Origin of the sequence: Flavobacterium gossypii (genome assembly GCF_014138495.1) — a bacterium.
Lineage (GTDB): Bacteria > Bacteroidota > Bacteroidia > Flavobacteriales > Flavobacteriaceae > Flavobacterium > Flavobacterium endophyticum.
In genome coordinates, this window is the sequence record NZ_JACJIS010000001.1 from 1,361,605 (window position 1) to 1,375,502 (window position 13,898).

The following is a 13,898-nucleotide window of genomic DNA, read 5'->3' on the forward strand; positions in this document are numbered from 1 at the left end:
CTATACAATTTCGAAAGCATCTCTATCGTTAAGGAAACCGAACCTATGTCTGGCTTCCAGCATTGCGTTTTTATCTAAATCGGCAATGAAAACACCTTCAGATTCTTCTGCATTTATAATGGTATTGCCTAAAAAATCTATGGCTTGCGAATGCCCTATATACTCATGTCCGCTTTCATCAAAACCAATCCTGTTGACACCAAGCGTGTAGCACATATTTTCTACCGAACGTGCTTTTAACAAAATATCCCAAGCATTTGTACGTGGTTTTGGCCAATTGGCAACATACAGAAGCAAATCATAGTCTTCTGTATTTCTGGAAAAAACAGGAAAACGCAGATCGTAACAGATCATAGGACAGATTTTCCAGCCTTTATATTCTACGATTTGTTTTTCTTTTCCCGAAGTATAAATTTTTTCTTCTCCTGCTAATGAAAAAAGATGTCGCTTGTCATAATATTCAATTTTTCCTGATGGAAAAACAAAAATCAATCTGTTGTAATACTTTTCGTTTTCAATAATAATAAGGCTTCCGGTAATGGCTGTGTTCTTATTTTTTGCGAGATCTTTTAGCTTCAAAATCGTTTCGCCTTCCATTGTTTCTGCCACATTTTTTGGATTCATGGTAAATCCTGTCGTGAACATTTCTGGAAGAATTATCAGATCTATTTCTTGCTCGATTGAATTAACTCTTTCTTCGAAATACTCACGGTTGGCTTGCGGGCTTTCCCAAATCAAGGGAGCTTGGATTAAGGCTATTTTCATTTGTCAGTTTAAAAAACCCTTTCAGAATTTAAAACTCTGAAAGGGTTATAATTTATTTGATTGTTATTTCATCTATAAAAATAAAAGCTTCACCGCCAAAACCTTGGTGCCATTCTGGAAGCTTGCCGTAATTGTAGCCTTTGATTTTTATGAATCTAGCTTTGGTCGCCGGAATTACTGTCTTGAATTCGATGATTTGAACTTCTGTGTTTTTAGCGTCCAGCGTATTGTCAATTGTTTTAGCTAATTTGAAATTCAGGTTATCTTCTGAAGTATAGAATTCTACTTTTGTCGGCATCAAAATCCAAGCTCTGGAATCTTGCAAGAATCGAGCAGAAAATGACGTTACGTTTTGCATCTTGGTCAAATCTACAACAGCTTCGAAATCTTGTCCTTGATAGCCTTGCCAATCGCCTTTGCGCCAATTTTCATTTCCAAAAACACCATCAATCAGGCCTTCGTCACCGCCAGCATGGTATTGCGGATTGTATTTTGATTTTATCTGGACAGTATAATTGTTGGGCTTTTTGATGAACGTAGCTGAAATCGTATCGCTTACGCTTCCTTGCCCATTGTCTGAGTAAAATTGTAGGTCTGATGTTTCGGTCAAAATCAATTCTTTTGTAAAAGCTTTAAAATTGCCATTGTTTACCTTGTAAAAATAGTTGGCAGTCTTGTCTGGAGAAGCAAAACGGACACTCATTTTTTCTTTAAACGATTTGCCTTGTGCTTCAATCACTGGAACTGGCGTAATTTTAGTGAAATTATCTTTTTCTGCTTTTGCCAGCACTTCTTTCAGATAGCCCTTTAGTGCACTTTTAGTAATGGTAAGCGATTCCTTATTTTCGAAATTGATTTTTATTTTTTCGTAATGCGGCTTAATTTTAATCCATTCGGCATTTCCTGGGGTTACGGCATAGATCCCCATCGAGCTTAAAACGTACCAAGCGCTCATCTGTCCGCAGTCTTCATTGCCGATCAAACCTTCGGGCGTGTTTTTATAGAATTCATTCAAAATATAATCTACTTTTTGCTGGGTCTTTTCTGGCTTTCCAATATAATTATATAGGTATGTCATATGATGGCTCGGCTCATTTCCATGCGCATATTGTCCGATTAGTCCAGTGACATCGACTTGTTCACGCCCCGTAGTTTTGCTTTCGCTATTGAACATTTCATCGAGTTTGGCTTCAAATTTTTCGTTACCTCCATACGCCTCAATCATGCCCGGAATGTCTTGAAGCACGAAAAAAGAATACTGCCACGAATTGCCTTCGGTAAAATTATTATTGACTTCTCTTGGATCGAATGGCTTATCCCAGCCGCCATTTTTCTTTGGGCGCATGAAACCTGTTTCCCAATCAAAAATATTTTTCCAGTTTTGGGAACGTTTCATAAAATAGTCATAGTCTGCTTTTTTGTTCAACATTTTTGCCATTTGCGCAATACACCAATCGTCATAGGCATATTCCACAGTTTTGGAAACACTTTCGTGTTCGTCATCGATACTGATGAAACCATTCTTTTTGTAAGCATCCAATCCTAAATGATCCAGCATTGCAGAATGTTTTGCGGCTTCAAATGCTTTTTCATAGTCAAAGCCTTTGATTCCTTTTGCCATAGCATCTGCTATTACAGAAACGGAATGATAGCCGATCATACAATCGGTTTCATTGGAAGCCAGTTCCCAAACCGGCAATCTTCCGCCCTGCTCATATTGCTTTAAAAAGGTATTGATAAAGTCTGACGTGCGTTTTTTATCGATCAAAGTATAAAGCGGATGCGCGGCTCTAAACGTGTCCCAAAGCGAGAAAACGGAATAGTAGTCAAACCCTTCGGCTGTATGAATTTGATTGTCTCTGCCTCTGTATTTTCCGTCTATGTCTTGTGCAATGTTCGGTTGCATCATCGTGTGATACAAAGCGGTGTAAAATATTGTTTTTTTATTTTTATCCGAAGATGTGACTTCGATTTTAGATAACTCTTTGTTCCAAAGTTGCTCTGCATCGGCTTTCGTTTTGTTAAAATCCCAATGGTTTATTTCTGACATATTGAGTTTTGCTCCTTCATAGGATGTTGGCGAAAGCGATACCTTTACTAAGATTTTCTCTCCCTTTTTAACTTGTCTTGAAAAACTAACGGCAACTTCAGAACCTCGATAAAATAATTCAAGTTTCGAATCTCCTTTCGATTTACTAACTTTCATCGGAAAATTAAATTCAATTCGGGCAAAAACATATTGATTAAGGGCCCAAGCTTCGCTTCTTCGACAGATTTCAACTGTTTTATTATCTATAACTTTCACATCGCCATATAACAAATGATCGCGATGATTTAAATCTAAAATAATATTAGCTTGTCCAGAATTATTGAATGTGTATTCGTGAAAACCAACACGAGTTGAAGTCGTCAATCGTACATCAATATTATGCTTGTCCAATTTCACCGAATAAAATCCAGCAGAAACTTTTTCATTTTTATGGGAGAATTTTGAGGGATAGTTTTTATTGTCAAGACTTGGCACGCCCATTGTTGGCATCAGCATAATATCGCCAAAATCAGAGACTCCCGTTCCGTTTAAGTGCGTGTGTGAAAATCCGTAGATTATGGAGTCGTCAAAATGATAACCTGAACATCCGTCCCAGCTTCCGTCAATTCTTGTGTCGGGAGAAAGTTGTACCATTCCGAATGGGACTGTTGCGCCAGGAAAAGTGTGTCCGTGACCGCCCGTTCCAATCATCGGGTTAACGTATTGCTGGTAATTTTGCGCAAAAGTGAAAGTCGAAATAAAAAATAGCAGGGAGAAATATTTCATTTTATTGGTTTTGGTTTCCAAATATAGGAAATATTTTGGGGGATATGGCACCGAGATTTATAGCGGTTTATACAAAAAATGTACAAGTGATTGAAAGACGAATTTCCACAAAATAAAAATGCATCTGAATACTAACAGATGCATTTTCTATATTGCCTATAAGGCTTATTTTATGATTATTTGATACTTGCCACCAAATATTCTCTATTCATTCTTGCAATGTTTTCTAGGGAAATTCCTTTCGGGCATTCTACTTCGCAAGCTCCAGTATTCGTGCAGTTTCCGAAACCTTCTTCGTCCATTTGACGAACCATGTTTAGGACACGCTGTGTTGCTTCTACTTTTCCTTGTGGTAGCAAAGCGTATTGTGATACTTTTGCTCCAACGAAAAGCATAGCTGAGCCGTTTTTACAAGTAGCTACGCAGGCTCCGCAACCGATACAAGCAGCGGCTTCAAAAGCACGATCTGCGTCGTGTTTAGGCACTGGCGTTGCATTAGCATCAATTGTGTTACCTGAAGTATTTACAGAGACAAATCCTCCAGCTTGCTGAATTCTGTCAAATGCGCTACGATCAACTACCAAATCTTTTACAACCGGAAAAGCCTTGCTTCTCCATGGTTCTACAAAAATGGTATCATTGTCCTTGAACATACGCATGTGCAACTGACAGGTCGTGATTCCAGTGTCTGGACCGTGCGCTCTACCATTGATGAACAGCGAACACATTCCGCAGATTCCTTCACGGCAATCGTGGTCAAAGGCAACAGGTTCTTTTCTTTCTGAAACCAATTGTTCGTTCAACTGATCCAGCATTTCAAGAAATGAGCTATCTGTTGAAACTTTATCTAATCTGTAGGTTTCGATTTTTCCTTTTTCTTTGGCATTTTTTTGGCGCCAAATTTTCAGGTTTATGTTTATAAATTTTGATGAAGCCATAGTTGTGATTATTTGTAATTACGAGCTGCAATTTTTATGAATTCATAATTCAGTTCTTCTTTGTGAAGCTCTTCTTTATTGATGTCGCTTCCGTGATACTCCCATGCTCCGACAAACTTAAAGTTTTCGTCGTCACGAAGTGTTTCACCTTCAGCGTCTTGATATTCTTCACGGAAATGTCCTCCGCATGATTCTTTTCTTTGCAAAGCATCCATCGCCATCAATTGTCCAAGCTCCATGAAATCGGCCACTCTAAGTGCTTTTTCAAGCTCTGGATTCAATTCATCGGCACTTCCAGGAACATATACTTCTTTAAAGAATTCTTTGCGTAAAGCATCGATTTCCGCAACGGCTTCAGTAAGTCCTTGTTCATTTCTTCCCATTCCTACTTTATTCCACATGATGTCTCCTAAAGCTTTGTGGAAATGGTCAACTGATTTTGTACCATTATTGTTCAAGAAGAAATTGATCGAGTCTTTTACTTTTTTCTCAGCTTCGTCAAATTCTGGCGAATTAGTAGGAATCGTTCCGGTTCTGATTTCATCAGCAAGATAGTTTGAAACTGTATATGGCAATACGAAATATCCGTCGGCCAAACCTTGCATCAACGCAGAAGCACCCAAACGGTTGGCACCGTGGTCAGAGAAGTTAGCTTCTCCAGCAACGAAACAACCTGGAATAGTAGACTGCAAGTTATAATCAACCCAAACACCGCCCATTGTATAGTGGACCGCAGGATAGATCTTCATTGGAGTTTCATACGGGTTTTCGTCTGTAATTTTTTCATACATCTGGAAAAGGTTACCGTATTTTTCTTCGATCCATTTTTTTCCTAATGAGATAACTTCTTCATCAGAAGGATTGTGATTTCCTTGCGCATAAGCGGTCTGACGGCCTTTGCTTTGAATTTCGGAAGCAAAATCAAGGTAAACACCTTCGTTAGTACTGTTTGCTTCAATTCCATAACCAGCATCGCAACGTTCTTTTGCTGCTCTTGACGCTACGTCACGAGGCACTAAATTTCCGAATGCAGGGTATCTTCTTTCTAAGTAATAATCTCTATCTTCTTCAGCAATCTGCGTCGGTTTTAATTTTCCGGCACGAATAGCTTCAGCATCTTCTTTCTTTTTAGGCACCCAGATTCTTCCTGAGTTACGCAACGATTCTGACATTAACGTCAGTTTTGACTGATTCGTCCCGTGAACTGGAATACATGTTGGGTGGATCTGCACATAACATGGATTTGCGAAATAAGCTCCTTGTTTGTGGATTTTCCAAGCAGCAGTCACGTTACTTCCCATCGCATTTGTAGAAAGGAAATATACGTTTCCGTACCCTCCAGAAGCGATGATAACAGCATGCGCTGAGTGTCTTTCGATTTCTCCCGTAATTAGGTTACGAGCAATAATTCCTCTTGCTTTTCCGTCTACCTTCACCAAATCAAGCATTTCGTGACGGTTGTACATCTTTACACGACCTAGACCAATTTGTCTTGACAAAGCAGAATAAGCTCCCAAAAGCAATTGCTGTCCTGTTTGTCCTGCTGCATAAAAAGTACGCTGTACTTGCGTTCCACCAAAAGAACGGTTGTCAAGCAATCCGCCGTAATCGCGAGCAAAAGGAACACCTTGCGCTACACATTGGTCAATAATATTTCCTGAAACTTCGGCAAGACGGTGAACGTTTGCTTCTCTAGCGCGGTAGTCGCCTCCTTTAATCGTATCGTAAAACAAGCGAAAAACACTATCGCCGTCGTTTTGGTAATTTTTAGCAGCATTGATACCTCCTTGTGCAGCAATCGAGTGAGCTCGTCGCGGCGAATCTTGGAAGCAAAATGCTTTAACATTATATCCCATTTCGCCTAAAGAAGCTGCAGCCGAAGCTCCTGCCAAACCGGTTCCAACTACAATAATATCTATTTTAGGCCTGTTATTAGGGGCCACCAATTTAAGATGGTCTTTATAGTCTGTCCATTTGTCTGATATATGTCCTTCTGGAATTTTAGAATCTAAACTCATATCTTGTTCGTGTGTTATTTAGCAAAAAAGTGAATATAAACAGGAATAATTGCAAACAAAAGGGGCACAATAATCGCGAATCCTTTTCCAAAACCTTTTATCAGTCCGTTATATTTTGGGTTATTTGCTCCTAAAGATTGGAATGCACTGGCAAAACCGTGTAATAAGTGGAATGCGAGTACAAACATAGCAATCACATATAGTATTGTTGCAATTAGGCCATATTTAGCATCTTTAAAAAATGCAAAAGTAATTTTGTGCAAGTCTTTGTAACCTTCGCCAATTTTCACGTCGCCATCTTTCACATAGAAATTAGTCCTGTCTTTTATAACTATTTTTCCGCTTTCTATTTCTTCAAGAGGCATATAGCTTCCGTCTGTTTTTACGTATAATTGTTGTGAACCATATTCCGTTTTCAATTCAATAGACTGCAACGGCATGTTTTTATCGAAGTGCATTACTGCCCAAAAGTTCACCATATGTGTTACGATGAAAACCAAAATCAAGGTTCCCAAAACTGCCATATTTCTTGAGGCCCAAGCTGAATTTGCTGAAGAGTCTTCTTTTGCATATCTGATTGGTCTTGCCTTTCTGTTTTGAACCGTTAACATAATTCCATCAACAGCGTGAAAAAGAATCGAAATGTACGTCAGATAAGACAACAATTTTACTACTGGGTTCGTAGTCATGAATAATGCATATTCATTGAAATGCAGTGCATCGCTAAAAATCAATTGCAAGTTTCCAGCTAAATGTCCTACCAAAAACAAGCATAAAAATAAACCTGTTAGAGCCATCCAGTACTTTTTCGCTAGCGATGACTTTAAGATTGCAGATTTTGCCATAAGAGTTGTTTGTGTGTTTTAAAAAATCACACAAAAATAAGGCATATTCAAATTAACTACAACCTTTTCGAACTATTTATAATCAGTATAAAGTGGATGCATTTTGCAGTAAATCAGGCATAAAATTTCATTACCCATAATTTTACTGATGAATAATTATAAAAACAGAAATAAAACCTTAAAAAAGACAATTTAAATTAGCTAAAAATCAGTAGAAAAACAGCAAATCTTAGAATGTTTTGGTCATATCTTCGTCTACTACGATTATAAAATCAGCAAGGTTCAGGTTCTCTTTTTCGATTTTTGAGATGTCTTTTTGAGAAACTGTTGCGATTGTCATAATTTTCACGCTTGGCTTTTCGCGTTTCAGATACCAGTTTATGCCTTCAAAATTATCGCTATGATACGTTCCGTTATAGTGGATAAAAATGGTATTCGGCTGTAAATTTTTCGCAATAAAATACCCCATCGTCGCATCTTTGACGGCTTGCGCTTTTGGCATATTTTCGCTGGCGTGGTCGCCCATCATTTTCAGCATTTTCACATAACCTGGAAGATTTTTATCATACGCAATCGGAAGCGGCGCTATCCAAGCTTTTTCCTCAGCAGACAGTTTATCCAATGCCTCAACACCTTGCTTGTACACAAGACTCGCATATCGTCTCGGAATATTAGCCGCCACGAAAGTCAGATTTTTTGATTTTGCAAAATCTACTAACGGCTTATAATCCGTTTTGTGATTGTTCCAGAGCCTTGCCAACGTATCGAATGCTTTTTGGTTGATTTCGCCTTTTAAGTATTGATTCAGCTGTTTTTGATTATCCGCTTCGATCATTTCTGCGCCTAGAACCAACTGTTTTTTCTCCGATAAATCTTTTGTAAATTCCAACTGAAGCCAATGCACGATAGAATTATCATGGTGTTCTCCAAACAAAATCACTTCGGCATTTCCAGCTTCCTTAAGCATTTTTTTATAGGACGTTTTCTTTCCACTTTTAGTATATAACTGGTACGGAAGTTTGTCTTGCGCAACTCCATTAAACGAAACCAAAAATGCAATTATGTAGAAAAAGTATTTCATTTCTTGAATTTTAAAAATCTTGCGCTAAAATAGCCATAAATCAGCCGATAGCAAAACTAAAATTATCGAATTGCTAATTTATCGAAACGTTTATTTTTAAATCGATAAAAATCAAATTTTGGCCTGTTTTATACAGCAAAAAGCCTCTTTTTTAAGATTCAGAACTCTAATTTTAGCATCCGAAATTTAAGCTAAAATGAAAACAGGAATTGATGCTATTGCTTTTGACATCGCAAAAATACACTTGCCTATTAAAACGCTGGCAAACGCGAGAAATATAGAACCTGAAAAGTTAGAAAAAGGCTTGGGCCTGATTAAAATGACCTTGCCAGACACGTATCAAGATGCTGTGGTTTTTGGGGCCAATGCGTTGACCAAATTAATCCAAGAGAATGCTATTGATTTGTCTGAAATAGCCCGAATTTATGTCGGAACTGAAAGCGGCATCGACAGTTCTAAACCTATTGCTTCATTCTTGTTGTCTCTGATGGAAGAAAAATTCGGAGCCGATTTGCTAGCAGAATGCGATGCTGTCGATTTTACTTTTGCCTGTATCGGTGGCGTTGATGCATTACAGAATTGCCTTGATTTTATTCGGCTAAATCCCGAAAAGAAAGCGATAGTTGTTACGACTGATATTGCAAAATACGACTTGAATTCTACGGGAGAATATACGCAAGGAGCTGGCGCTTTGGCAATGCTGGTTACTTCCAACCCAAAAATTATTGCTTTTGAAAATAATTGGGCAACGAGCAGCAAAGGTGTTTTTGATTTTTTTAAGCCATACAGAACACTTTCTAAATCAGAAATTACCAGAAACTCAGCCAACGAGCCTTGGCATGAAAATCTCGAAAACGAAATTGAAATTCACAAGGAACAGCCTGTTTTTGACGGACAGTATTCAAACCAATGTTATATGGACCGAACTCGAAATGCTTACTTTTCGTTCAAGAAATTAAAAAATACTGACGAAGCCCTTTACAATTCTTGGGAAAGCATCATTATGCACCTGCCCTATGCTTTTCAAGGGCGAAGGATGCTTTCGGAAATTTATGCCTTGGATGCTAAAGTTTTATCAGGAAATGAATCTGCTTCTGAATACCAAAACAAACTCAAAGAAATCAGTAAGTCTGAAGACTATAAAAGCTTTGTAAGTCAAAAATTGCTTCCTGCAGAACTGGCTTCTTCATTAATTGGAAACTTGTATACGGGTTCTATCTTTATGGGACTGCTGTCAACTTTGGCACATTTCCACGATTCTGAGAAAGAAATTTCAGGAAAGACTTTCGGTTTTTTAGCGTACGGAAGCGGCTCCAAATCGAAAGTATTTGAAGGCACGATTCAACCCGAATGGAAAACGCAAATTTCAAAAGTCAGGCTATTTGAAACTTTGCAAGAAAGCCAAGAAATAGATTTTGAAACCTATGAGAAACTTCACAAAAAAGAACAAAAACAAAGCATAAGAATTCCTAAAAATGAATGGATTTTGGAAAGGATAGAAAAAGAAATCCCCTGTTTAATTGGTGCTCGATATTATAAATGGATTGGATAAGTTATTTCAAATCCGAAGTCTAAAAGCCTTCGGATTTTTATATTAGAATCTTAGTATTACTTATTTCTTCTTATATAAAAGCAAACCCAGCCCTAAAACAAAAATCAGACAACCCAACAACATATAAATTCCATCTTTCAAGACAAAAAACGAAAAACCTATTGCTACCGAACCAAGGACAACCATTAGAACAAGTATAAAATAACTTTTTATAAAATTTAAAGCGTGCATTGACAAACCCATAAACAGCAAGGATGGACCAATAACAATAAAAGGATAAAAAAGAGACGGCGTATTCCTAATCTGATAATTCAATTCAGCTTTCGCATTATCATTATCCTCAAAACTCCACATAATAAAATCGATTGTGCAAAGACCAATATGCGCAATTACGCCTAGAGTTGTTAGAATCGAAGCGAACGAATTTAATTTATTCTTAGGAAACACATAATTAAATGACAATAACAAACAGGCTCCAATTAAGTTAAACCAATGCGCAAAATCGATTGGTTCGTGAAAGCTGGGCAAAATGTTAGCAAAAAATAAATAGCTGATAAAGAAAAATAATAATCCGATGACGCAGAAATGTTTTGTTTTCATAATTAATTTAAAATTGTTGAAACAAAACTAAAATGAAAAATTAGCGCAACTACTGGATTTATTGACTTAGGTACAAAACCTATTGTTTTAGGTACGGAAATTATAACGCCAACAAAGTTTCTTTATAATTTTTAGAAACTGGAAGTTCGATTTGAGTAAGAACAATTGTATTTTGATTTCTCCAAGATTTAAAATGAATTGGATTTATCAAATGAGAACGATGTATTTGCATTAAAAAATCAAGATCTTCCTTCACTTTTTTCAGCGAATTTCGAATCAATTTTGAAGTAAGCTTGCCATTTTCAATATAAAAAATCTCTACATAATTTTGCGCATTAGAAATACAAACTAAATCAGATTGGCTGATTTTTAAAACATCTAATTTATTTTCTCCTTTTATGGTTAAGATATCCTCTTTTATTGGAATAAGTTTTATTAAATATCTTCTTGCTAAGATAATTACTGGAGTTAAGATCAAGACAACTTTAATAAATATTACAGAAAAGAATACCGCAAAACTATATCCCCCTTTTAAAATTGGGCCTTTATAATAGGCATAAATAATAATCAAATAAATCAAATGAAAAAATAAAATACTTCCAGTTTCTAAACCGATATTCCATTTTGCTATTCTTTCATAAATGCTTTTTTGAATCACCGCAAGAATTCCGTAACATAAAAAAGCCAATACGCTAAATCCAACACTTATTAAAATCCATGACCGAAAATTTAAAGTTCCGTCATCAAAAGGTTTTATGATAAAGGCAAAAATGAAAATCCATAAGCTGAGTAGCAAACCTACTATCAGATTATATTTTATGGATGGATTTAGTTTTTGCATTTTCTAATTTAGAATCTTTACTATGACGAATATACAAAAGAGGAATTTAACCAATCCTTTTTCATGAAACCAAGATTCACGTGAAGGACGCCAAAAAATTTATAGCGTTCAATTCCAATTGAATGCTTTTTTAATCTGCATACAAAAACAATTAAGAAACTTTAATAAATCAATCTTATGCCGCTTCTGCAAAAAAACAGTAATTTTGAAATCGAAGTTCAAAAAACGAAATTATTATGAAATACCATCAAATAGACCGCCAGCTTTTTATCAAAAATCGCCAAAAGTTTACGGCTCAAATGAAGCCAAATAGCGTTGCCATCTTTAATTCTAATGATATTTATCCAGTTTCCGCAGACAGTACTTTACCTTTTGCACAACACCGCGACATCTTTTATTTGAGCGGCGTTGACCAAGAAGAAAGCATTCTGTTGCTTTTTCCGGATGCTCCTTACGAGAATTTAAAAGAAATCCTTTTCCTGAAAGAAACCAGCGAGCACATTGCCATCTGGGAAGGCGAAAAACTGACTAAAGAAAGAGCTTTTGAGGTTTCTGGAATCAAGACCGTAATCTGGTTGCAAGATTTCAACAAGACTTTGAAGGAAATCATGGCCTATTCTGATACGATATACATCAACACCAACGAGCATTACCGTGCTACGATTGAAACAGAGACTCGCGAAGCGCGTTTTGTAAAATGGTGGAAAGAAAATTATCCAGCTCATAAAGTCGAAAAGTCCAATCCAATCTTACAGCGCTTGCGTTCTGTGAAAGAAAGCGAAGAAATCGATTTGATCCAGCATGCCTGCAACATTACAGAAAAAGGTTTTAGAAGATTGCTTTCTTTTGTAAAACCTAATGTGATGGAGTATGAAATTGAAGCAGAATTGATTCATGAATTCGTCAGAAACCGTTCCAAAGGTTTTGCGTATACGCCGATTATCGCTTCTGGAAACAATGCGAACGTTTTGCATTATATCGAAAACAACCAGCAATGCAAGGCCGGCGATTTGATACTGCTTGATGTTGCCGCAGAATATGCGAATTACTCTAGCGATTTGTCTAGAACTATTCCTGTTTCTGGAAAGTATACAGATAGACAAAAAGCCGTTTATAATGCTGTTTTGAGAGTCAAAAACGAAGCTACAAAAATGCTGGTACCGGGAACACTTTGGAAACAATATCACGTAGAAGTTGGCAAACTGATGACTTCTGAATTGTTAGGCTTGGGACTTATCGACAAAGCGGATGTGCAAAACGAAAATCCGGACTGGCCTGCTTACAAAAAATATTTCATGCACGGAACTTCCCATCATATGGGGCTGGACACGCATGACTACGGATTGCTTCACGAACCGATGCAGGCAAACATGGTGTTTACCGTTGAACCTGGAATTTACATTCCTGCAGAAGGCTTCGGAATTCGCCTTGAGGATAATGTTGTCGTTCAAGAAAGCGGCGAGCCGTTCAACTTGATGCGCAATATTCCTATTGAGATTGAAGAAATCGAAAGTTTGATGAACGAATAAAATTGCAGATTTTTGATTGCAGATTTAGAAAACGGCTTGCGGATTGCAGGCCGTTTTTATTTTATATTTTAAAGAAGCTTTTGCTAAGGAACATAATCCTTATTTTTGCAGGACAAAACAAAAGCTTTGAAAGAGATCATCTACAAAAACACAAAAATTTCGTATTCGGATTCCGGAAAAGGAACGGCTATCGTATTCCTCCATGGTTTTTTAGAAAACAGTACGATGTGGGATTATTTTGTTCCTGATTTTTCTAAGAAATACCGCATTATCGCTATCGATTTGTTAGGCCACGGCCAAACCGAGCCACTAGGTTACGTACATTCTATGGATGACAATGCCGATGCGGTGCATGCCGTCTTATCTGAATTGAAAATCCGGAAAGCACTGTTTGTGGGGCATTCTATGGGCGGCTATGTGGCTCTGGCTTTTGCCGAATTGTATCCTGACAACGTCAAAGGAATTGTCTTGCTTAATTCGACTTCAAGGGCTGATAGCGACGAACGGAAAGCCAATCGCGACCGCGCTATCAAAGCGGTAAAGCAGAACTATACTAACTTCGTAAGGCTGTCTATCGCCAATCTGTTCAGCGAAAACAATCGCGAAAGGTTAGCTTCAGAAATTGAAAGCGTAAAAGAGGAGGCTCTGAAGACGCCGCTTCAAGGAATCGTTGCTTCTTTGGAAGGAATGAAAATACGCAAGGATCGGGAAGTCATTCTTCATTTTGCGCCCTATCCTATCCTATTGGTCTTAGGGAAAAATGATCCGGTATTGAATTACGAAGAAAGTCTTGACCAGATTGAAAATACTTCTGCTAAACTGCTTACTTTCCCCGACGGGCACATGAGTCCGATTGAAAACCGAGAGGAACTAAAAAAAGAGCTGACGGCTTTCTTTAAAAGCATCTAAAAACA

Annotated in this window: 11 protein-coding genes; 3 read left to right on the top strand and 8 right to left on the bottom strand. The window is 37.4% G+C overall.

The window, feature by feature from the left end:
* The 6 genes from GGR22_RS06350 to GGR22_RS06375 all read right to left on the bottom strand — a co-directional run bounded on the left by GGR22_RS06350 (window position 1) and on the right by GGR22_RS06375 (window position 8,462).
* Window positions 1–765, bottom strand: coding sequence for an amidohydrolase (locus GGR22_RS06350; protein WP_182492978.1), 765 nt, complete (start codon window positions 763–765; stop codon window positions 1–3).
* Between the two features lie 52 nt (window positions 766–817).
* Window positions 818–3,580, bottom strand: a complete 2,763-nt coding sequence (locus tag GGR22_RS06355; RefSeq protein ID WP_182492979.1) for a GH92 family glycosyl hydrolase — start codon at window positions 3,578–3,580, stop codon at window positions 818–820.
* A 176-nt stretch (window positions 3,581–3,756) separates the two neighbouring features.
* A complete protein-coding gene (locus tag GGR22_RS06360) occupies window positions 3,757–4,518 on the bottom strand; it encodes a succinate dehydrogenase/fumarate reductase iron-sulfur subunit (RefSeq protein WP_121375510.1) in 762 nt (253 codons plus the stop codon).
* 8 nt (window positions 4,519–4,526) lie between these two features.
* Window positions 4,527–6,536 carry a fumarate reductase/succinate dehydrogenase flavoprotein subunit gene (locus GGR22_RS06365; RefSeq protein WP_121375511.1) on the bottom strand — a complete coding sequence of 670 codons (2,010 nt, stop codon included), beginning with the start codon at window positions 6,534–6,536 and terminating at the stop codon, window positions 4,527–4,529.
* 14 nt (window positions 6,537–6,550) lie between these two features.
* On the bottom strand, window positions 6,551–7,381 hold the full coding sequence (locus GGR22_RS06370; protein ID WP_182492980.1) for a succinate dehydrogenase cytochrome b subunit: 831 nt from the start codon (window positions 7,379–7,381) through the stop codon (window positions 6,551–6,553).
* A 229-nt stretch (window positions 7,382–7,610) separates the two neighbouring features.
* Window positions 7,611–8,462, bottom strand: a complete 852-nt coding sequence (locus tag GGR22_RS06375) for a ChaN family lipoprotein (protein ID WP_182492981.1) — start codon at window positions 8,460–8,462, stop codon at window positions 7,611–7,613.
* A 196-nt stretch (window positions 8,463–8,658) separates the two neighbouring features.
* On the opposite strand from GGR22_RS06375, the gene GGR22_RS06380 reads away from it, so the two are divergent.
* On the top strand, window positions 8,659–10,014 hold the full coding sequence (locus GGR22_RS06380) for a hydroxymethylglutaryl-CoA synthase family protein (protein WP_182492982.1): 1,356 nt from the start codon (window positions 8,659–8,661) through the stop codon (window positions 10,012–10,014).
* A gap of 60 nt (window positions 10,015–10,074) precedes the next feature.
* On the opposite strand, the gene GGR22_RS06385 is transcribed toward GGR22_RS06380, so the two are convergent.
* Together GGR22_RS06385 and GGR22_RS06390 are read right to left on the bottom strand one after the other, a co-directional pair.
* Entirely contained in the window at window positions 10,075–10,614 is a 540-nt protein-coding gene (locus tag GGR22_RS06385) for a hypothetical protein (protein ID WP_182492983.1), read from the bottom strand.
* Between the two features lie 100 nt (window positions 10,615–10,714).
* Complete coding sequence (locus tag GGR22_RS06390; protein ID WP_182492984.1) at window positions 10,715–11,455, bottom strand: LytTR family DNA-binding domain-containing protein; 741 nt, start codon at window positions 11,453–11,455, stop codon at window positions 10,715–10,717.
* Window positions 11,456–11,691: 236 nt separating this feature from the next.
* On the opposite strand from GGR22_RS06390, the gene GGR22_RS06395 reads away from it, so the two are divergent.
* Window positions 11,692–12,984: an aminopeptidase P family protein gene (locus GGR22_RS06395; RefSeq protein WP_182492985.1), complete on the top strand. Its 1,293-nt coding sequence runs from the start codon at window positions 11,692–11,694 to the stop codon at window positions 12,982–12,984.
* A 126-nt stretch (window positions 12,985–13,110) separates the two neighbouring features.
* Complete coding sequence (locus GGR22_RS06400) at window positions 13,111–13,893, top strand: alpha/beta fold hydrolase (protein WP_182492986.1); 783 nt, start codon at window positions 13,111–13,113, stop codon at window positions 13,891–13,893.
* Window positions 13,894–13,898: the final 5 nt, after the last annotated feature.

Bases quoted from the DNA above. Each gene is read 5' to 3' on its own strand.
- GGR22_RS06375 (WP_182492981.1), bottom strand. From the start codon at position 8,462: ATGAAATACTTTTTCTACATAATTGCATTTTTGGTTTCGTTTAATGGA.
- GGR22_RS06380 (WP_182492982.1), top strand. From the start codon at position 8,659: ATGAAAACAGGAATTGATGCTATTGCTTTTGACATCGCAAAAATACAC.
- GGR22_RS06390 (WP_182492984.1), bottom strand. From the start codon at position 11,455: ATGCAAAAACTAAATCCATCCATAAAATATAATCTGATAGTAGGTTTG.
- GGR22_RS06365 (WP_121375511.1), bottom strand. From the start codon at position 6,536: ATGAGTTTAGATTCTAAAATTCCAGAAGGACATATATCAGACAAATGG.
- GGR22_RS06385 (WP_182492983.1), bottom strand. From the start codon at position 10,614: ATGAAAACAAAACATTTCTGCGTCATCGGATTATTATTTTTCTTTATC.
- GGR22_RS06370 (WP_182492980.1), bottom strand. From the start codon at position 7,381: ATGGCAAAATCTGCAATCTTAAAGTCATCGCTAGCGAAAAAGTACTGG.
- GGR22_RS06360 (WP_121375510.1), bottom strand. From the start codon at position 4,518: ATGGCTTCATCAAAATTTATAAACATAAACCTGAAAATTTGGCGCCAA.
- GGR22_RS06350 (WP_182492978.1), bottom strand. From the start codon at position 765: ATGAAAATAGCCTTAATCCAAGCTCCCTTGATTTGGGAAAGCCCGCAA.
- GGR22_RS06395 (WP_182492985.1), top strand. From the start codon at position 11,692: ATGAAATACCATCAAATAGACCGCCAGCTTTTTATCAAAAATCGCCAA.
- GGR22_RS06355 (WP_182492979.1), bottom strand. From the start codon at position 3,580: ATGAAATATTTCTCCCTGCTATTTTTTATTTCGACTTTCACTTTTGCG.